Source organism: Sphingobacterium sp. MAE, assembly GCF_056711605.1.
Genome location: NZ_CM160044.1, coordinates 3,158,784 through 3,178,974, shown reverse-complemented (window position 1 = coordinate 3,178,974; position 20,191 = coordinate 3,158,784). Strand labels below are relative to the sequence as shown.

Genomic DNA, 20,191 nt, shown 5'->3' with positions numbered 1-20,191 from the left:
TCCTGGATTAAAATAAAAAGAAGATGAAAAAAACAGCAATGACATGCTTTATTTTTGTAATTATACTACCTGTTTTTGGACAACAGATTATCCATGAGCAAGTATATAGTGCAAAAATGCAAAAGAAAGTTCCGGTAGTCATCATCACGCCTGACATCGTAGAAGGGAAAAGCTATAAAACGGTTTATATTTTACATGGCTATAGTGGCAATTCCGAAAGAACTTATCAGCGGGACATACCCGATTTAATCACAAAATCGCAGTCTTTTCAAACCATCTATATTTTACCTGATGGTCATTTTAACAGCTGGTATGTTGATAGCCCAATTGATCGCGGATCTCAGTATCAAACTTTTATAGGAGATGAATTGGTGAAGTATGTCGACGCTCATTATCCAGTCGTTTCTAATAGGGCAAATAGGGGTATTTTGGGATGGAGTATGGGTGGTTATGGTGCAATTAATATAGGTGTTACCTTTTCACATGTATTTTCTCTAGTGGGGAGTTCATGTGGTGCATTGGATTTTGCCCAATTTGGTGAAGCCTATCATCAATATCAAGTTGATCAAGTTTTAGGTGCATATCAACAATTAGATCGATCATATTTAACTTCCAATAAGATTGGGAAAATGAAAAGTGCAGATCAGTTTTATATTTTAGACTGCGGTATTGAGGATGACCAGATGATCGGTATGAATAGAAGCTTTCATAATCAATTGATAGAGGCACATGTGGACCATATTTATCAAGAATCAAAGGGTGCTCATGATACCTCTTATTGGAGCAGATCGCTTTCTAATCAATTAGCCTTATTTGAAAACTACTTTTATTATGAAAAATTTTAGAGCAGTTATCTATGTGCTATTAGGAGCCATTAGTTATGGATTATTGGCGACCATTGTCAAATACGCAAATGGTTTAGGTATAGGAACAAGCGCACTTACATTTTGGCAATTTTTTATCGGATTTATATTTTTATTAGGGCTAGACTTAATTTGGAAAAAAAGATCAAGTGAGGCGAACATAGTAGTATCTTTTAAATCAAAGTCAACGCTGCTGCTTTGGGGAACTTCGCTTGGACTTACCACCACGCTATACTATCTATCGATTCAATATGTTCCAGTATCCGTAGGGATTATACTGCTTATGCAGTCCATTTGGATTAGTCTTATTGTTGAAGTTGTCGTTCATAAAAAAAGACCAAATACGACTAAGATTATCGGTGTGATCATCGTTTTGATTGGTACAGTGCTTGCAACAAACATTTTTGATGCGGAGCTTAACTTCAGTTTAAAAGGTCTTTTATTGGGGTTAGGGGCAGGAGCTTCCTATACGTTATCACTTTTTGCATCAAGTTCTGTAGCCTTGGATGTGCCTAGTCATATCCGAAGCAAATATTTAGTTATGGGAGGTTTACTTTTGATTATTATGTTTTGGAATATCAGTATTGTTCAACAAATGACTTTAGATAGTTTATATTGGGGAATTGTGATTGCTATTTTTGGGACTATTTTACCACCGCTTCTTTTCACGAAAGGTATTCCACAGGTCGGAATTTCGTTGGGTAATATTTTCGCTAGTCTGGAAATTCCTGTATCGATTCTATCAGCAGTTATCATTTTACATGAGTCTGTTGTCATGGTTCAATGGACTGGGATCACATTGATTTTGTTTGCAATTGTATTGATGAATAAAAAAATAAAAACTGGTCTTAAATGATGATGATGCAGTCTAATCATAGATACGTTTGTATGTTACAAACGTATCTATGATGATATATATTGAATCAGAAATAGTTAGATAAAGATTCTTATTTTTTTTAAACAAATTAAATTTTATTAGTTTAACCATGATGAAGTCCGCTATTACGTTCTATTTTAAAGCAATCTTTTTATCCATTTTAATTTTGTATCCGTGTACGGAGGATATTTAATATTGGGTTCACCCCATGTCGCTTTTTTTAGTACTGATTTTTGATGTGTGAAACAATGGAATCCAGCTTCACCATGATAGTTTCCGATACCTGAATTTCCCACACCACCAAAGGGAAGAGATTCATTGGCGACGTGCATAATTGTATCATTGATACATCCGCCGCCAAAAGATAAGAATTCCAGAAACATTTCTTTTTCTGATGATTCGTTACTGAATAAATAAGCCGACAGTGGCTTTTCTTGTTGTGTAATGATTTGATAAGTTTGCTCTAGATCGATGTACGTCAATATAGGTAGGATTGGACCAAATATTTCTTCCTGCATCACTTGATCTTCCCAACTGACATCAGTCATAATTGTAGGTGCAAAATGCAACGTTTCAGAATTATTTTTTCCGCTGATATAAGCGATCTTATCTTTATTGATCATCTGCTCAAGACGGTCATAATTGCGTCTATTGATGATGCTGACATAGTGATCTGAATTTTCAGTATAGCGTACTTCTTCTAATACTATTTTGATCATTTGCAATACCTGATCTTGTATAGACTCATGTACATATAGGTAATCTGGAGCGATACAGGTCTGTCCGCTATTGAGAAATTTCCCCCATATCAAGCGTTTAACAGCCACTTTTAGATCTGCCGAGGGGGTTATGATCGCTGGTGATTTACCTCCTAGTTCCAATGTGACTGGACACAAATGTTTAGCAGCAGCTTGATACACGATTTTACCGACTTTAGGACTTCCTGTAAAGAAAATTTTATCATAACGCAGTTCCAAAAGAGCGGTAGTTTCCGGTATGCCACCCTTGATTACATAGAGATACTCTTTTGGGAAATTTTTATTGATTAGCTCTTCCATGAGTAGCATAGTCTGTTCAGGTAGTTCACTTGGTTTGATCATAGCGGTATTTCCTCCTGCTATTGCACTGACCAGCGGCGCTAGTGTTAATTGGTATGGATAATTCCATGCTCCTATAATGAGTGTATTCCCTAATGGATCTGAATATCGATAACTCTTTCCGGGCAGATTTGCTAAATTTGTGCGAACTCGTTTTGGTTTCGCCAGTTGATCAAGGTGCTTTAAATAAAAGTCTATTTCTGAATAGATAATAGTCAGTTCATTGGTATAAGTTTCGAAAGGAGATTTTCGAAAATCTTTGTAAATGGCATTATAGCATTTTTCTTCGTTGGATTTAAGTAGTCCCTTTAATTTGGAGAGTTGTTGTTTTCTGAAATTAATAGATCTGGTCGCTCCTGACAGGAAGAATTGTCGTTGAGACTTATGTATCTGTTGTAAATCCATATATTTAATGTGTGTAGTCTCTATTGCTGTTTTTAATTTTCGACTGCTTTTATAAACTCAGTATCCATAGGGGAAATACTTGGTCCAAAATAATGGGTTAGATTTCCATTCTCATCAACGATATATTTGCTGAAATTCCAATCTGGTGCATGATCATTCCATCCATTGCATGAGGCATTTGTCAACCATTGAAATACGCGATGCTGTGCGCTGTTTTTGATGACAGTAGTTTTTTTGGCAACAGGAAATGTAAGTCCAAAATTTAACTGACAAAATTGTGTAATTTCAGCATCATTACCTTTTTCTTGACTACCAAAATCATTAGCTGGAATTGCAATTATAGCAACTCGATCACCTAATTTTTCATGTAATCGTTGGAGCTCTTCATATTGACGGGTATAACCACAGTCAGATGCTGTGTTTACCAATATTACTTTTTTTCCTTTAAGATAGGAAAAATCTAATTTTTGACCATTGCTTTTTATTATATTTAAATGGTAAAATGACTCCGGAGTTCCTTTTTCGGGTTTGTTGTAACGCATTGTCCCCATCTTTCCTGATTTGGAAATCTTTTTGATCACAGGGTATAGGATATGCATTATTTTTTGCTTTAAATTCATAGTGAAAGACTGTTGATATGCGATGCCGATTATTTTTGTGAAATCGGTCTAAAAAATATGGACTCCTTTTAAAAAATATTTTGAATAGCGATCTCAGGAACTAAGTTACAAATAAATAGTTTGTCCGTACTTAGATACTTTTAAATGTAGAAGAACAATAATTTTTACACAATAAAGAATAGCATATACACTATTTTGGATAATTAGATTGGATTGTCTAATGTGCTATTTAAAAATTAAATAAAGATATATGAGATGTTATTCATGTTTTGACACAAGATATCTATAATGAGGATAAATTTTTGAAAGTACTTGATCAAGTATTATAGATTGAATTGTTGAGAATAAATGGACTCGTTCGTTCGGATAGATCATTTAAAATAGAAAAAGGAGAAGTATACCTGTTTCCTTCTCCCTTTCTGTTGTACTTGAATGTAATACCCTTTAAAAATTAAAGCTTTGAAAGCTGATTATTGATGATCATTAATTCTTCTGAACTGAGATTGATGTCCATGGCTTTAGCATTGGCAATAGACTGCTCAGCATTTCGAGAACCTGCCAACACAACAGTTATTGCAGGTTGAATCGTTGTCCATCGTAATACTAATTGAGCTACAGATACTTTCTTATTTTCAGCAATAGGCTCAAGTGATGTGATTAAATTCTTTACTTTTTCAAGATTAAATTGAGAAAAATATTCTTTACGATGATCATTTTCTTTTAATTTACTTTCATTAAAATATTTACCCGTTAACAAACCTCGTTCCATGGGACTGTAAACGATGATTCCTGTTTTGGTATCTAGCGCATAAGGTACTATATCATGCTCAATACCACGATTGAGCATACTATAGGAAACTTGATTACTGGCTAATTGGATTGTTTCTGACGCCTCTTTTAATTGTGCTATGTCGTAATTACAAACTCCGGCAGCGCGTATTTTTCCTTGTTCAATAAGTAGCTCCAAAGCCTCCATAGTTTCGCTGATGGGAGTTGTCAAATCTGGCCAATGTACTTGTAAGAGGTCGATGTAATCCGTTCCCAAGCGTTTGAGACTTTCTTCAAGTTCCTTAATAATATGGGCTTTGGACGTATACCTAAACACAGGAACAACTTTTCCCTGTTCTTCTGCGTCAAAGAAAAAATCGCCTTTACCTCGATTACTACCATCCCAAACTAATCCAAATTTAGTCAATAACTGTATTTTTGATCTATCTTTTCCTTTGATGGCTTCACCGATCATTTCTTCGCTCAAACCAAACCCATAGAATGGAGCAGTATCGATACTGCTAACACCATAATCAAGTGATGCATGTATGGCAGCAATAGAATCTTTCTTTTCATTTCCGCCCCACATATTTCCTCCAATAGCAAATGCTCCGTAAGTGATTGCTGATAATTCTAGATCTGTATTTCCTAATCTTCTATATTCCATGATGTTCTTTTTTTAAATTAATGCTGTAATCAATATCGTGGGGGGCTCCTGTAATTTTTCTTCTATCAATTTACCAAATGCTTGAATATAAGGTTGTCGGTTGTGATTGTCTAGACCCGATTTTGATTTCCATATCTCGTAGAAGGTAAACAGATTATCATCATCAATAGCTTGATGTAAGCTGTATAATTCACATGCTTCTTCTTGACGTGTTTCTTCAACCATATATTGTAATACAGAAAGGACTTCATCCTTACACTCGCCTTTTGCCTTGATGATGGCTGTTAAATAAATTTTCATGACACTAATTTTTCTGTTACTATTTCTGTGAACACTTTTTCAAGATGATTTTCATAAGCTTGCATATCGCGTAAAATGTCAGCATTTTTTTCAACATCATGAAAGTGAAAACTTTCTAATTTTTCTAGTGATGCAAATGCATTCATGCGATGGAAACCAAATAGCGGTCCCTCGTCTACACTGGTTTGCTTGAAAAACTCTCCGGGTAATGTAAAAGCTGTTTTAGGTGCATTCCAGCTGGATGTAACCATGTATTTTCTGCCCTGTAACATGCCTCCAGTGCCATAGTCGATGTCGGGGTTTTCGGAACGTCTTCCATCATTTCGATAAATTCCTTTTCCATGACCTGCTGTAAATACCTCGTCAATATATGTTTTAAAACCATTTGGAACCTGAAACCACCACATCGGAGTGTGATAGATAATATAATCTGCCCAAACAAATTTCTCCACTTCTGTGTCTTTGTCGTATCCTTCGGATATCGTTGTCACTTTTACCTCCACATCCATAAACTTTTCAAAAAAAGCAACTGTATTTTCCGTTACTGTTTTATTGAACCGTCCACTTGAATGCGCGAATGATTGTCCGGCGTTGATAATTAATATATTTTTCATATGTAAATGAATTGTATTTTAATGTGTCTATGGAATATCCAGATTACTTTCATTGCTGTTTGGCTATCGTGAATATTTCATTTTATTTTAAATTTCTGTTACAAAGGTATTGGGCTTTGTATTATTATAGAAATAGGATAAATTATAGTTAACTATCATATTTATGATACTTTTGCTTTCAGTTGCTACTTTGTAAGAGTTGCCGTGTTCAATAGGGGCGATTGTGAGCAATAAAGGTTTATTAACCAGCGTGGTGTTCTTTTAATATTCTTAAAAAGAGTGAATTATATTGGTGGAAGAATGCGGGTTTTTCATATATATGATTTTTTATATCGGTCGCGATTTATCATTTTTATGATACTTTTAGTATTTTTACATCATATTTTTGATACTATGGTTAATTTAGAATGGTATCGCACGTTTAAAGCGATCTATAAGACAGGGACATTAACAGGTGCTGCGGAAATCTTATTTATTTCGCAACCTGGTGTTAGTTTGCATCTAAGTTCGCTGGAAACCTATGTTGGAAATAAATTGTTTGACCGTACAGGTCGTAAAATGATACCAACAGAACATGGAAAAGTATTATTTAATGCGTTGGTCGAGCCTTTAACAAAACTCGAGGAGGTGGAGAAAAACTTTCAGCGGTCAACAGAGAAACATATCCCGACAATAAGTGTAGGTATGTGTTTTGAAACTTTTCAGATTACTTTGGAACAGTATGTCTCGACACTTCCTTTTAATCTGATTATCAGTTTTGGAGAGTATCCTGAGATGCTTGATCAACTGGACAAAGGTATTTTAGATTTGATCATCACCCCTAAAAAGGGGGTGTCTGCCAATATTGAACATGAACCGTTTTCATATGAAAAAATCGTGCTGGTAGGGGGAAAGGAGGTCGATACTGAGGCTTTTAAAGAGGTATTGAAAACAAAAAATAAGGGTTTTATTGAGGAGTGGCTGAAGCAGCAGAAGTGGTATGGCACAACTGGTGATATGGAACATCTTTTTAATTTTTGGAACTTAAATTTTGGTAAAAAGCCAGATTTTAGACCCAACTATATTGTTCCCAATCTCAATTCAATTGTGCGTTGTCTAAGTGCTGGAACTGGTTTAGCTGTAGTCCCAGATTTTTTATGTCACAGCGAGATTGATAACGGAAGTATACAACTGATCTGGGAAGGGGATAAAAAGTTGAAAAACACTCTATATTTCGGCAATCGGAAAAAAACTGTTCATCACGACGAGATTGATCATATCAAAGTATTATTCAGAAAAGTAATGGCAAGATAATTGTGATTTTTTCCATCAATAGGAACTCTATTAATGGATAGATAAAGAATAGGCGGTTGATTTGTTTGTAAGAAATTAAGTAAAATTAACATCATGGATTTATGTATACTATGATTGGTGAAATTAAAAAGCTAGGTAGATCATCCTTATTTTGATTCATACCATAAAAACTGATTTTTATAGAATAGAAATGAAAAAAGAGCAGATCACATGGGGGATTATTGGATGTGGTGATGTAACGGAAAAAAAGAGCGGACCAGCCTTCAATAAAGTCAGTAATAGTCAGTTGTTAGCTGTCATGCGGAGGGATGGCAAAAAAGCAGCAGACTATGCACGTCGGCATCAGGTTCCATTGTGGTATGATGATGTGAATCAGTTATTACTGAATTCCGAGATTAATGCCATTTATATCGCTACACCGCCATCTTCACATCTTGAATATGCTATCAAGGCATTGAAACATGGTAAAGCAGTTTATATTGAAAAACCAGTTACGCTCAATGCAGATGAGGCGACATGTCTGGCAGACGCTGTTGAGCAATATCAAGGTAAGCTTGTCGTTGCTCACTATCGAAGACAACTTCCTATGTTTCTCAAAATTAAAGAAATCATTACGCAAGGTGTGATCGGTGATATAAGACTTGTAGATTTACGTCTATGGCAATCTAGATCTCCTGATTTAGTTACTCAAGATCCATCAAACTGGCGCACAAATCCAGCAATTTCAGGTGGAGGATATTTTTTTGACCTTTCGCCACACCAACTAGATCTAATGCTTTATTTCTTTGGAAAACCGCTGTCCTATTCGGGTTTTAGTCAGGTTCAAAATCCTCATAACAATAACGTCGCAGATCAAACTATAGGAACGATATTATTTGATCATAAAATTGTATTTAATGGAAGTTGGAATTTTAATGTATCGAAATCCGATAATGTGGATACTTGTGAGGTAATAGGTGAGTTAGGGAGCTTAAAATTTTCAATATTCGGCAATAACATCACTTTAAAAGGGAGCGAAGGAGAGCGTGAAATTTTCTTTACACATCCCGAAAACATCCAACATCCGATGATTGATAATACTGTAAATTACTTTTTAGGGAAGGGGACAAATCCAAGTTCAATAGAAGAGGCAGTTACATTAATGCAGATGATTGATACATTTGCGGTAGTCTATCATTGATTTTCTAATTCTAAGCCGTTCTGTTGAATAATTTTATTGATTATTTTTTGATAAACATCTAACCTTAAATACAATTAAATAAGTTTAATTAGAAGGATGAGCTGCCTACCTTTTACATGTCTACTAAGTTTAAAAAAAAATAGGAACCGACCTTGAAAGGGTAGATTCCTATTTTTTATGTTTTGTCAATAACTAATTAAGCAACATCGATAGTAGCTTGAATAGTTTTTGTTATTGCATCCAATAATACTTCTTTGTAAGCCATGAAATGAATCTGACGATCTACTTCTTCTGACAATTTTAAAGCAGTTTTTGCTGTTTTTACTGCTTGTAATTCATTTAAATAAAGGCTGTTAAATGTTTCAGTATCTTTATTTTTAAGTATCCTTATTGTGTGAGAATATTGCTCAAATATATCCGTTATGATAGCTAAATTAGCACTATCAAAGTGTTGAAGTTCAATTGTTTTTTCAGAAAGCTTCTCAAGCTTTTTTCTTTCTTTTGCGTAACCCATAATAGTTGCGAAGATACTGAATTTTATACATCTATTTGCACTATAAATAGAATACATACCTTGTATATTTACTGCATCATTCATATTATAATTTCTAAGGTTTAGTTCGTGTACTAAATCTTGAGTATATACTAATTACTGTACTTTTTTATCGTATTATAGCATAGACTTAGTTTTGTTCACTGGATTGCTATAACTCATGGCAATATATCTTGCTTTATTTCCTTGAACAATTATACCTGTTAAAAGTCCTTTTGATAAACATTGCAGAAGTGAATACAGATCTTTCGCTGATCTTTACTAACAAAATGGCTTAACAGAGGTTTATACTATTGGGTGTCATCTTCGAACCATAATATAAATAGGTTTCCGCATCGGATGAAAATTTGAGATGATCCACGGTATTCTCTTTTTGCTGATCCAAGTAATTTAATAAATGCTTTAGAGAAGTTATACTCATTTGAGCGTTATGATTTTAAATTATAGAATTAGAGCTGTGATTTTAACTGTATTCTTTGCTTTCTGGCACTATTCCTAGTTAGTTGTATAGAGAAGTGGACAACTTATTTATTCGATTTCGGTACCATCATGGGCTGCCAAAAACGAATATAAGATTTTTCACCTTTCATGGGGGTTAAATACCTAGTCATTGGTATAAATTCATTCCTTTAATTTAGGTTCTGTGTATTTTAACAATAGACTTCTTGATTTAACTTTGGGTTTAAACGTATAAATACTCTTTTTTAAGAATAAAATCGAAAGGATATAGCATACTGTTTGCTATTTTGTTAACAGCAATCTTGATCAATTGTTTTAATTAATATCAGTATTGCCAGATAAAATTAAAGTAAGCGTTAACAGAGATTTATAACAGTACAGCACAAAAATTATCCTTTATGACGAAGACAGAATTTAACACCCAAGTAATTGAGCAAACAAATGAGCTCAAGGTTTTTGCAAAACGTTTTACAAATGATCATGACGAGGTCAATGATCTGTTGCAAGATACAATGTTGAAAGCGGTTAGCTACTTTCGTAATTTTCAAGAGGGATCTAATCTAAAAGCTTGGCTTTATACCATTATGCGCAATACTTTTATTAATAATTATAGACGTACTACAAAAAGTCGTTCGTTTATTACGACAGAAGACGAAATAAGTACCGCGCATCTTCATTATTCGTCGGTTAGAAATGGCGGTGAAGATAAGTTTGTAATGGAAGATATTCAAAGAGCATTAGGTGAATTAGATGAAGGATTTTATGTGCCGTTTACGATGTTATTTGAAGGTTATAAATATAATGAAATTGCAGAACACCTTAATCTTCCTATTGGTACTGTAAAAACACGTATTCACATTGCACGTAAAAGATTAAAAGGTACTTTAGCAACCTATAAAAATTAAACTTTATTACTATAATACAAGGGCTCTCTGAAATCTAATTTTTGGAGAGCCCTTGTATTTGGAGCATTGTCCGTTTAAAATTACGCTTCTAATGATTTAATGAATTTTAACAGACTTTTCTCTGTTGCATCACTAGCATCTTTCATTTCTATTTTTTTCTTTAGCTTAGCAAGTATTGTTTTCAATGAACCTGATATATATTGTTTTTGCAAATCAGGATGTATGTAGTAGTTGCGGGTGACTGTTCTCGTATTGCCCAATTGATCAGCAACATAATCAAGAATATTCAAAAGCATTTTTTTTCGATCACTTTCGATTTCAGAAAATGGCTGTTGAGCCATCATCATTAAGGCCAAAGAGCAACCTGCCCATGTTCTAAAATCTTTACAAGTATAATCTTCCTGCATTGCTTTTTTTAGATAAAGATTTAGATCTCCAGAATCCAGTCTTTGGATTTCACCCTCTTGATCGTAATATTGAAATAGTTCCTGCCCAGGGATATCTTTGAGATTTTTTAACATTTTAGCAATTTTTGGTTCTTTGAGATATACCTGCTGTAAGACACCTTTTTTACCTTTGAATTTAAAAAAAATTTCATTACGGTCTATTTTTATATGTCTATTTTTTAGGGTGGTAAGACCAAAAGACCCATATTCCACTTCGTAAGACTTATTACCAGCACGTATATAAGTAGCATTCATAGTGCAGATTGCGATTGCACAGACTTTGTCTTTGGTCATCCCTCTTTTACGTAAATCTTTTGTAAGTTGATTGCGCAGTAACTTCATCTTCTTAGCAAAACCTACTAATCGATCAAATTTTTTGAGATTGCGTATACTGGACCAATTTGGGTGATACTTATATTGCTTACGGCCTCGTTGGTCTATTCCAGTAGCTTGTATGTGACCATTTTTGAATTTACATATCCATACATTACGCCACGCAGGTGGTATGACCAATGCTTTTATTCTTTCAATTGTATTTTCGTCTTCAATCAGTCCTTTTTTTGAAAAATAATAAAATTTTCCATTTTTTTGTTTGCGACTGTAACCAGACTCTTTACCAGTTACGTAACGCAGATTTAGCTCCACAGCTGGATGAGGAGAAGAGATTGCTGTTTTCATAGAAAAAATTTATTGTTTTTTGGTAGAATCAAGAATTAAACGCCTCATGTTAAGATTCGAACGTACTTGTATTATTTTTTAATCATTATTTAGTCATCCTATTTATTATAAATTGTAGGTTACCGTAGATTTTGTATCCTGTCCTAATTCTATGGTAATACTTTAAACTAATGAGTGGTCACAATGTTTGGAGAAGTCAGATTTTGCGTATTATTTGCAGTAGTTTAAGTATTTGTAACAGCTAAATAATTTGAAATTCATTTAATGATTTTTTATCCTGTATTTCCATGTTGACAAATCTCTACTTTAATGAAATACGAACGTTGCCGCTTCTCGATTTCAAAACAGCTTGGTAATAGATAAGTAAAGACCGAACCTTTTTATCTATCATTCGTTATATCAATAGTGTCAATCATTAAATTATAGAGTATGGCTTATTTATTTAAAGAAAAACATAGATTAGGATTAGGTGGAGTAGCTATTGGAACAGGATTTGAGGTTTTGTCCGATACTCAGTCACAAATGATATTACAAAAAGCATGGGATTTGGGTATTCGCTATTACGACACTTCTCCTTGGTACGGATTGACAAAAAGTGAGGCTAGATTTGGAGAGTTTTTAAAAGAAAAGGATAGATCTGAATATTTACTATCTTCTAAAATCGGTCGTTTGTTTGAACCGGTAATACCAGAAGCAGTTCCTCCGACAATGTGGAAATCTCCATTTTCATTTGATTTTGAACATGATTATACAGCTGATGGGACAAAACGATCGATCGATGATACTTTACAAAGAATGGGAGTAGACCATTTGGATATTGTATTTGTTCATGACTTGTCCGAAGATCAAGTTGGTGATCGATATCCTTATTTTTTTAAGCAAGCTCAGCAAGGCGCATTTAAAGTGCTTTCAGACTACCGCGATCAAGGTATCATAAAGAGCTGGGGTTTAGGAGTCAATAAGATTGAGCCAATTTTAGATTGTTTAGAGGTTGCCGACCCAGATGTATGTCTATCAGCAACGCAGTATTCCATTCTTGAGCATGAGGATGCTGTCGATCGTCTTTTGCCTGTAGTAAAAGATCGGGGAGTCAAGCTCGTTTCTGGAGCAGGTTATAATTCTGGATTTATTGCTGGAAGAAATCGCTATAATTATAAGTCTACTATACCCAAAGGGATGGTTGAAAAAAGGAACCGTATTGCACAGATTGGTATTAATTATGGGGTTGATATCATTGCAATTGCTATGCAATTTGTCCTCGCTAGCGATTCGTTTGTTTCAATTGTGCCAGGAGCAAGCACAGTGGACCAGGTCATTAGTAATGTAAATGCTCTACATGTAAATATCCCTAATGAACTGTGGCAGGAACTAAAACATGAAGGACTCATTTACAAAAATGCTCAAGTGCCGACAGAATCTTAGTATCCAGGAGTGTGTATTTCATTTGTCTATTAGATTGGCTCTCGTTATGTCATAGTAAAATTTTGACCACTTACTTAATGAGTATATAGTATAATTAAACATGGGTACATGCTCACTACTTAAGATTATAACCTAATTATATTTTAACAATTTTTATTAAACAAAAATGGAAAATAAACGGCATATATTGATGATCTTAACTTCTCACGATAAAATGGAAGATACAGACAATAGGACAGGTGTTTGGTTAGGTGAAATGACAGATCCATATTATAAATTTATAGATGCAGGGTATCAAGTTCTTTTTGCTAGTCCGTTAGGAGGAGAGCCTCCGATCGACCCTATGAGTAAGCTGACAGAACATGTTACGGCTTCTAATAGGAGATTTGCAGATGACTTAAGTGCACAGTCACAATTTAAAGATACACTTTCACTGGATAATATTCTTTCCTCGGCATTCGATGCAGTTTTTATCCCGGGAGGACATGGACCTCTTTGGGATTTGTCAAGACATCCAGATGTAAGCAGATTGCTTCAAGATTTTATTAAGGAAGGTAAGCCAGTAGGTGCTGTTTGTCATGGCCCTGCTGCCTTACTTGCTCTTGCCGAGGATCATCCAGACTATTTAGTTGGCAAAAAATTGACTTCATTTACAAACGTGGAGGAAAAGCTAGTGTTTAGAAATCAGCATATTCCATATCAATTAGAAACTAAATTGCAAGAATTGGGAGCAGACTTCAGTTCTGCATTAATACCCTTTGGAGTTCATGTCGTGCAAGACGGCAATTTGGTAACGGGGCAAAATCCTTTATCTGCAGGACCAACCGCACTGAAAATTATAGAAATCCTTCAGGGACTAAATAAAGAAAACCTGGAATTATAAAAATTAGATTAAACATATGGAAAAAAAAGAACAAGGATTTATTAAAAAATATATTGAAGTATTCAAGAATGCGGTGTTAGGATTTATCAATGAAGACTGCCTTAAGTACAGCGCATCACTTTCATACTATACAATTTTTTCGATTGGCCCTATACTGGTTCTGATGATATCGTTAGCAGGGATATTTTTTGGTGAAGATGCTATTCAAGGTAAAGTATTTTCTGAGATGAGGGGCTTAGTCGGTCCAAGTGCAGCTAAGCAGATTCAAGAAGTGATCATGAATCTTAAGTTGTCCGGAAAATCAAACTTGGCATTAATAGTCAGTATCATTACATTGTTAGTTGGAGCAACTACAGTCTTTGGAGACATACAAAATTCGATTAATAGAATTTGGCACGTACGCGCAAAACCAAAACGTGGATGGTTAAAATTAATAACCGATCGTTTGTTATCTTCTTCTTTAGTCGTAGGTCTCGGATTTCTATTGATGGTTACTTTAGTTGTTAATGGCATTATTTTAGCATTTACAGATCAGTTGCAACTCTATTTTCCAGATATAACAGTGTTTTTTATGGATGCGGTCAATTTTGCATTAAGTTTTGCAATTATTTTTATTCTTTTTGGTATCATATTTAGAACTCTTCCTGATGTTAAAATCGAATGGAAAACAGTTCGCGTTGGTGCTTTCTTTACCGCGATCTTATTTATTATTGGTCGATACGGAATTGGTTTATATTTACAATCTTCAGGTACTGAATCTACCTATGGTGCCGCTGGAGCATTAGTTCTAGTGCTATTATGGGTATATTATACTGCTGCGATCCTCTATTTTGGTGCTGTTTATACCAGAGAATTTGCCGTAGCAAATGGTATTCCTATCAAACCAGCCGATTATGCGGTGTATGTTGAAGAAAAGGAGAGAGAACGAATTGTTACTGAAATTCCTCCTGAAGATGTATCCGCTGATAAATAAGTTTCTGCATCATCATGTTTAAGTAGTTATGAAACTAACTCTTTGACTAAAATACGTTGAAATACATACATATACAATTTACTTGTTCTCAACTCAGTATGTATGATAAGTGAAACAGATAATAAAATTTGAATGCTCGCAAAAGTAAAACGCTTTATGCGGGCATTTTATTTTTTAGTGCATGACCCTATTCGATTTATGTTTAGCATTTCGGTTTGATTTTTGTGTTAAATTTCTTAAAGAATATTATTTTTAATTATTAAAATCTTACTAATTTTTGATTTTTAGAGCGCATTTGTACTGTTCTGATCTCCTGTATAAGCTGTCTTTTTTACGATAGTATTATGGAATTATTACAAATCAATTTCTATCCGCTTAATAGTGCGTGTTATGATATGTATATCAACCTATAGGTTCCTTATATTTTTAAAATATATGATTTCAACTGATCATTAAAATAATGAGAAGATTATCTTTGATTATTTTTCTTTGCACAGGATATTCCATTCTCTTATAATGATACTGGCGAAAATCATCTGAGGGAAGTTAGTGGGCGTTATGCTAACAATGAAGGAATTTATCTTTTTGATGATGGTTGTCTTTTACTTTACACTTATGTTTTAGTAACACAGTCATGTTGTTGTCGCTGTTTGTGATTAAAGAATAAATGCCAACAGGAGGGTTCTATGCTCAAAAAAGAATATATAAATTTAATTTTACATGAAAATATGATGGAATTCATTAAAAACAAAGTAACCATTTTTTTTGCACTCAGTATATTATCGATTTTAATTGGAATTTTCACTGCCATAGTGCTTTATACTGGAGCTTCTGCTGCAGACAAATTAGCGGCGATGTATATTATTTTTGGTGGAATTCCCATTTTTCTTCTTATTGTGATTGATAGAATCTTTGTGTGGAAATTTGGTGCAAAACAAGTAAATAGGGTACAGCTTTATATTGTTATTATTTTTTTGGTGCTTTTTGTACTCAACTGGATCAGATTGCGTTCGCAGGTTTAAATAAATTGAAGAATTAAAAATAAATAAATTTCCAATGAAGAAGAATAAAACCAAAATGATTATTTTAATAACAGGAGTAATTGTATTTGTACTGCTCGTGGTGAGCAATTTTATTTATGTTTCACCTCGTGAGACATTGCTTTATAAAGCGCAACAATATCTCACCTATTCAAAATCAGATTGGGAAAATTATGAAGAAAATAAAAAGATATTAGCCGATAATCCGGCAGACGGTCATATGGAGACCGCAGTAGAAAGGGCAGTATCTCCCGGAGATATCTACTCATTAGATACAAATCGAGTAGCTCCAGAGGTTAAAGATGAGGAATTAAAGAAAATTAAAAATGCAAATTTCGAGAATTTAATTCCTTCTTCCCATGTACCTGATCATGAGGATGCCCAAGCTGCTTTGATTCGATTCACTAAAGGTCGATTAACCGATGTTATTATCAATCAAAAGATAAATATCAAAGTCGGAAAATGTTATGATAACCCCCATACAGAAGGTAACTACCATTGTGTAAGCTGTATGATATTACTGTATAATCGAGATACTAAAGATTGGCAAGAGGCGCCAAATGGGGATCATTTTCTTAAGCCTGCATATGATTTTTATCAACCTTCAAAAGGAGATATTTGGGAAGCAAAAGATCTTTCCATGCGCATACCATTTGATTATGATTTGTATAAAAAATTTCAAACTAAGAAGTAAGGTTGTTGCTTGTGATAATCGTGCTATAATTCTTATATATAATTTGTAATTAATCAATTGAAATTTATTCTTAAAGTGGGAATTGATAGATAACGATTATCTATCAATTCCCGAAACTATATATAGAAGATGATTGCATTTATTTTATCATGCATCATCGTGATTATCGACTTCATTTGGATTTGGCGGCAATGGATTAGTATCTTTTGATGGCCTAGTACCAGTATCGCTTTTCACTTTGGTTTGTGTCTGAGTCACTGAAGTCTTTCTCTTTCCTTTCACCTCTGGTTTTGCAGTTTGATTTTTCATATGTGATAGATCTAATGATGCGATATTTCTTTATGAAGATAATCTGTTATTTGTTTGAAATATAGGAGTTAATACCTTGTTATTCACTGTATTTTTCAAACTTATAGTTGTTGTCTGTTCAATATTTACCTCTTTCAGTAATGCTAATTGACGTTTTCCCACATTTTCCCATGACATCTGCTGTCCATAATTAGCAGCATTATTTCGATAATATCGCATTTTAGTCGGATTGTCCAACAAGTCATTGACTATTATTGAGAGCGCATGATCATCATTGAAAGGGAATAGTATCCCTCTATCTTCAGCTAGCAGATCCTTAGCATACCAATAAGGGGTAGAAATACATGCTGTACCTGCGCCAACTGCAAATGATAGGGTGCCACTACTGATTTGATGTTCATTGGGATATGGGGTCACATATATATCGCAAGCACTCAAATATTCTTTTAATAATTTTTCAGATGCAAATTGGTTAATGAATTGTACTTTGTGACCTATATTGAGATTCATAACCATTTCCATTAGATCGTCTCGATACACATCACCCTCTGTCCGTAAAACATTGGGATGGGTAGAACCTAATATGATGTATACAAAATCATCATTCTCAATATTTGCAACAGCTTTTATCGCTGTTTCGAAACCTTTGCTTCTTCCCAAAAATCCAAAACTTAACATTACTTTTTTATTTTGAAAGCCAAGTTTCCTCTTTGCTATTTGTTGGTCACATTCAAATTGAGGGACACCATGCGGTATTAAAGCAATAGATTGTTTATTAATTTCATAGATTTTTTCCAACATATCAATGGCACGTTGCGTCATGACTGTCACTTTACTGCTATATTGCGCTAATTCGCGAATAATTCGATATTCAAATTGATTTGGTTGCTCAAGTACCGTGTGCAAGTTTGTTACTACCGGTACTTTAATATTTTTAAGTAAATCAATGATATATTTTCCTGTATCTCCTCCAAATATGCCATATTCATGCTGGATAATACAAGCATCGAACTTTTCATTGATGATCTGTGCTGCTTCAAAGTAGCTGCTTAAATCTTCCTTATCGATAATAAATTCTACCTCTTCAGGAAATACATATTCTGATCCATCGGACACCGCAAATATACGATGATCCTGAGTTGAAGAGTGTAATAACGATTGGTAAAGATCATGTGTAAATGTAGCGATACCGCACTGCCTAGGTGGGTAAGTTCCAATGATAGCTATTTTCATATATATAAAATATTTTTAGTCTATTAGGTTTTGATATTACTGATGATATAATTTTACTTATTACAAGTGCGCAAAATCAAACCTTTAACTTAAGAACAAATGTCACCTTGATTAGTTCCATCATCATGTTTCTAAATGATAAAAACAGGCATTAATTCTTTTCGAGCAAGTATAAATTTCCTCAGACAAGTTTTTATCCACTAAAAAAGTGCTTTTATAATTATTATTTACTGTAATACGATACAATTGTACGCTGAAAGATATTTTTAAGATGTATTCAGACTGATTTGTCCTGTTCGATTAAGTAAGATCTTTGTATCTATCATGCTTACTTTTTAATATACTTTTATTATTAAAAAATAAAATGCTATTTTTAAACTTTATCATTCGAATACCTATGTTGGAGCTGCTGTTGTTTGCATAGGTATATGAACTAAACTGCTATGATTTTAATTGTTGACGACCAAGAAGCGAATATTTATTCACTGAAAAAATTACTGGAATCCCAAAATTTTATGGTAGATACAGCACTTTCTGGAGAGGAAGCGCTTAAAAAAGTATTAAAAAATGATTATGCTTTGATAATACTTGACGTTCAGATGCCCGGGATTGATGGATTTGAAGTTGCAGAAACGCTGTCGGGTTTTAATAAAACAAAGGATGTTCCAATTATTTTCTTATCTGCTGTCAATAAGGACAAAAAATTTATCACAAAAGGGTATGCCTCTGGCGGAATAGATTATGTAACTAAACCTATCGACCCAGACATTTTAATGCTAAAGGTGAAAACATTCTCGCGTTTGTATGAACAAACGTTAGCCTTAAATGAGATTCAACAAGTACTTAGATCAGAAATCGAAGAAAGAAAAAAAGTGCAACAGGAATTAAAAGAGCAGGTAGATAATTTATATTCTACTTTAGAATCTCTTCCGCAGTTGGCCTTTACCGCTAATGGATCGGGTGATATCGAATTTGTAAATAGTAAATGGCTATCATATGCTGATGCCAACATGCTACCTGCTACCCATACTGATGATCTGGATATACGTACAGTCTGGGCCGACGCTATACATGCTGAGGTACCCATGGAACTTGAAGTTCGTATCAAAGAGTTGAAGTCTGAAGTGTTTAGGTTTCATCTTTTACGTATCATTCCAATTAAAGAGAAAAATAATCAGCTTAAATGGGTCGGTACTTTCACGGATATCGACGATCAAAAGCAGATGGAAAAGAAGAAAGATGAATTTTTGAGCATCGCCAGCCATGAATTGAAAACTCCACTGACCAGTATTAAGGCTTACGCACAATTGTTGGAAAGGACGCTTAATACTACAGTCGACGATCCTGCAGGAAAGTATATTAATCGGGTACAGAGTCAAGTAAGTAAATTAAATGCACTTATCACAGATCTGCTCGATATTTCTAAAATTGAGAATGGAAAATTAAAGATCACAAAGAAAAATTTTGATTTTGAAAATCTATTGTCCAATGCTATTGATATCATTTATCAAACTCATGATAATAATACGATGGTAATTGAAAGACAAGGAGACCGTATAGCTGATGCATTTTTGGGTGACGAAATTCGCATTGAACAGGTATTGATCAATTATTTAACAAATGCAATCAAATATGCACCTAATACAGATCGTATAATCGTTCATACAGAAAAGAATGAGCATCAAGTCAAAGTTAGTGTAACCGATTTTGGAATCGGAATTCCAGAACATAAACAGAAAAACATATTTGGTAAATTTTATAGGGTGGAGGAGTCTTCAGTTCGATTCCAAGGACTAGGAATCGGTCTCTACATCTGTTCAGAAATTATCAAACAGCATAATGGTACAGTTGGTATCCAGAGTGAGTTGGGACAAGGATCCACTTTTTATTTTACATTACCTCTAAATTAGTA

The 20,191-nt window shown here is 34.1% G+C and carries 20 protein-coding genes; 11 read left to right on the top strand and 9 right to left on the bottom strand.

The genetic code is table 11. The annotated features are described in order from the left end of the window. Nucleotides 1–23 precede the first annotated feature (23 nt). Nucleotides 24–845, top strand: a complete 822-nt coding sequence (locus AC06G9_RS13660) for an alpha/beta hydrolase (RefSeq protein ID WP_045756441.1) — start codon at nt 24–26, stop codon at nt 843–845. After that, the gene (locus AC06G9_RS13655; RefSeq protein WP_480956492.1) at nt 832–1,719 is read left to right on the top strand and encodes an EamA family transporter; all 888 of its coding nucleotides are present in this window, start codon (nt 832–834) and stop codon (nt 1,717–1,719) included. Before AC06G9_RS13660 ends, AC06G9_RS13655 begins: the two co-directional genes overlap by 14 nt. 158 nt (nt 1,720–1,877) lie before the next feature. Here AC06G9_RS13655 and AC06G9_RS13650 read toward each other — a convergent pair whose 3' ends face one another. The 5 genes from AC06G9_RS13650 to AC06G9_RS13630 form a co-directional block, all read right to left on the bottom strand. Then, nucleotides 1,878–3,251 carry an aldehyde dehydrogenase gene (locus AC06G9_RS13650; RefSeq protein WP_480958187.1) on the bottom strand — a complete coding sequence of 458 codons (1,374 nt, stop codon included), beginning with the start codon at nt 3,249–3,251 and terminating at the stop codon, nt 1,878–1,880. Nucleotides 3,252–3,274: 23 nt separating this feature from the next. Beyond that, the gene (locus tag AC06G9_RS13645; RefSeq protein ID WP_480956491.1) at nt 3,275–3,862 is read right to left on the bottom strand and encodes a glutathione peroxidase; all 588 of its coding nucleotides are present in this window, start codon (nt 3,860–3,862) and stop codon (nt 3,275–3,277) included. A 451-nt stretch (nt 3,863–4,313) separates the two neighbouring features. Continuing rightward, nucleotides 4,314–5,297: an aldo/keto reductase gene (locus AC06G9_RS13640; protein ID WP_480956490.1), complete on the bottom strand. Its 984-nt coding sequence runs from the start codon at nt 5,295–5,297 to the stop codon at nt 4,314–4,316. A 12-nt stretch (nt 5,298–5,309) separates the two neighbouring features. Continuing rightward, nucleotides 5,310–5,597, bottom strand: coding sequence for a putative quinol monooxygenase (locus tag AC06G9_RS13635; protein WP_480956489.1), 288 nt, complete (start codon nt 5,595–5,597; stop codon nt 5,310–5,312). After that, a complete protein-coding gene (locus AC06G9_RS13630) occupies nt 5,594–6,211 on the bottom strand; it encodes an NAD(P)H-dependent oxidoreductase (protein WP_293925113.1) in 618 nt (205 codons plus the stop codon). The genes AC06G9_RS13635 and AC06G9_RS13630 overlap by 4 nt, the downstream gene beginning before the upstream one ends. A gap of 393 nt (nt 6,212–6,604) precedes the next feature. Between AC06G9_RS13630 and AC06G9_RS13625 the strand changes: the two genes are divergently transcribed. Together AC06G9_RS13625 and AC06G9_RS13620 are read left to right on the top strand one after the other, a co-directional pair. Further along, the gene (locus tag AC06G9_RS13625) at nt 6,605–7,504 is read left to right on the top strand and encodes a LysR family transcriptional regulator (RefSeq protein ID WP_248753383.1); all 900 of its coding nucleotides are present in this window, start codon (nt 6,605–6,607) and stop codon (nt 7,502–7,504) included. 190 nt (nt 7,505–7,694) lie between these two features. Further along, on the top strand, nt 7,695–8,684 hold the full coding sequence (locus AC06G9_RS13620) for a Gfo/Idh/MocA family protein (RefSeq protein ID WP_480956488.1): 990 nt from the start codon (nt 7,695–7,697) through the stop codon (nt 8,682–8,684). A gap of 196 nt (nt 8,685–8,880) precedes the next feature. On the opposite strand, the gene AC06G9_RS13615 is transcribed toward AC06G9_RS13620, so the two are convergent. Next, nucleotides 8,881–9,282 carry a hypothetical protein gene (locus AC06G9_RS13615; protein WP_248753384.1) on the bottom strand — a complete coding sequence of 134 codons (402 nt, stop codon included), beginning with the start codon at nt 9,280–9,282 and terminating at the stop codon, nt 8,881–8,883. Nucleotides 9,283–10,094: 812 nt separating this feature from the next. Between AC06G9_RS13615 and AC06G9_RS13610 the strand changes: the two genes are divergently transcribed. Next, entirely contained in the window at nt 10,095–10,601 is a 507-nt protein-coding gene (locus tag AC06G9_RS13610) for a sigma-70 family RNA polymerase sigma factor (protein WP_045754878.1), read from the top strand. Between the two features lie 80 nt (nt 10,602–10,681). Here the strand turns inward: AC06G9_RS13610 and AC06G9_RS13605 are convergent, their stop codons facing one another. Continuing rightward, a complete protein-coding gene (locus tag AC06G9_RS13605; protein WP_480956487.1) occupies nt 10,682–11,725 on the bottom strand; it encodes a DNA topoisomerase IB in 1,044 nt (347 codons plus the stop codon). A gap of 429 nt (nt 11,726–12,154) precedes the next feature. Here AC06G9_RS13605 and AC06G9_RS13600 point away from each other — a divergent pair, with 429 nt between their 5' ends. From AC06G9_RS13600 to AC06G9_RS13580, 5 genes are all read left to right on the top strand, one after another. Next, the gene (locus AC06G9_RS13600; protein ID WP_293925116.1) at nt 12,155–13,147 is read left to right on the top strand and encodes an aldo/keto reductase; all 993 of its coding nucleotides are present in this window, start codon (nt 12,155–12,157) and stop codon (nt 13,145–13,147) included. Nucleotides 13,148–13,313: 166 nt separating this feature from the next. Then, entirely contained in the window at nt 13,314–14,030 is a 717-nt protein-coding gene (locus AC06G9_RS13595) for a type 1 glutamine amidotransferase domain-containing protein (protein ID WP_045754881.1), read from the top strand. A gap of 16 nt (nt 14,031–14,046) precedes the next feature. Beyond that, on the top strand, nt 14,047–15,003 hold the full coding sequence (locus tag AC06G9_RS13590; protein ID WP_293925118.1) for a YihY/virulence factor BrkB family protein: 957 nt from the start codon (nt 14,047–14,049) through the stop codon (nt 15,001–15,003). A gap of 728 nt (nt 15,004–15,731) precedes the next feature. Further along, complete coding sequence (locus AC06G9_RS13585; RefSeq protein ID WP_346571094.1) at nt 15,732–16,025, top strand: hypothetical protein; 294 nt, start codon at nt 15,732–15,734, stop codon at nt 16,023–16,025. A 34-nt stretch (nt 16,026–16,059) separates the two neighbouring features. Then, a complete protein-coding gene (locus AC06G9_RS13580; RefSeq protein WP_480956486.1) occupies nt 16,060–16,737 on the top strand; it encodes a hypothetical protein in 678 nt (225 codons plus the stop codon). Nucleotides 16,738–16,884: 147 nt separating this feature from the next. On the opposite strand, the gene AC06G9_RS13575 is transcribed toward AC06G9_RS13580, so the two are convergent. After that, nucleotides 16,885–17,046, bottom strand: coding sequence for a hypothetical protein (locus tag AC06G9_RS13575; protein WP_248753390.1), 162 nt, complete (start codon nt 17,044–17,046; stop codon nt 16,885–16,887). Between the two features lie 30 nt (nt 17,047–17,076). Then, on the bottom strand, nt 17,077–18,279 hold the full coding sequence (locus AC06G9_RS13570; protein ID WP_480956485.1) for a glycosyltransferase family 4 protein: 1,203 nt from the start codon (nt 18,277–18,279) through the stop codon (nt 17,077–17,079). A 443-nt stretch (nt 18,280–18,722) separates the two neighbouring features. Here AC06G9_RS13570 and AC06G9_RS13565 point away from each other — a divergent pair, with 443 nt between their 5' ends. Then, nucleotides 18,723–20,189 (top strand): ATP-binding response regulator, encoded by a 1,467-nt coding sequence (locus AC06G9_RS13565; protein WP_480956484.1) that lies wholly within the window; start codon nt 18,723–18,725, stop codon nt 20,187–20,189. The last annotated feature ends 2 nt before the right edge of the window (nt 20,190–20,191 follow it).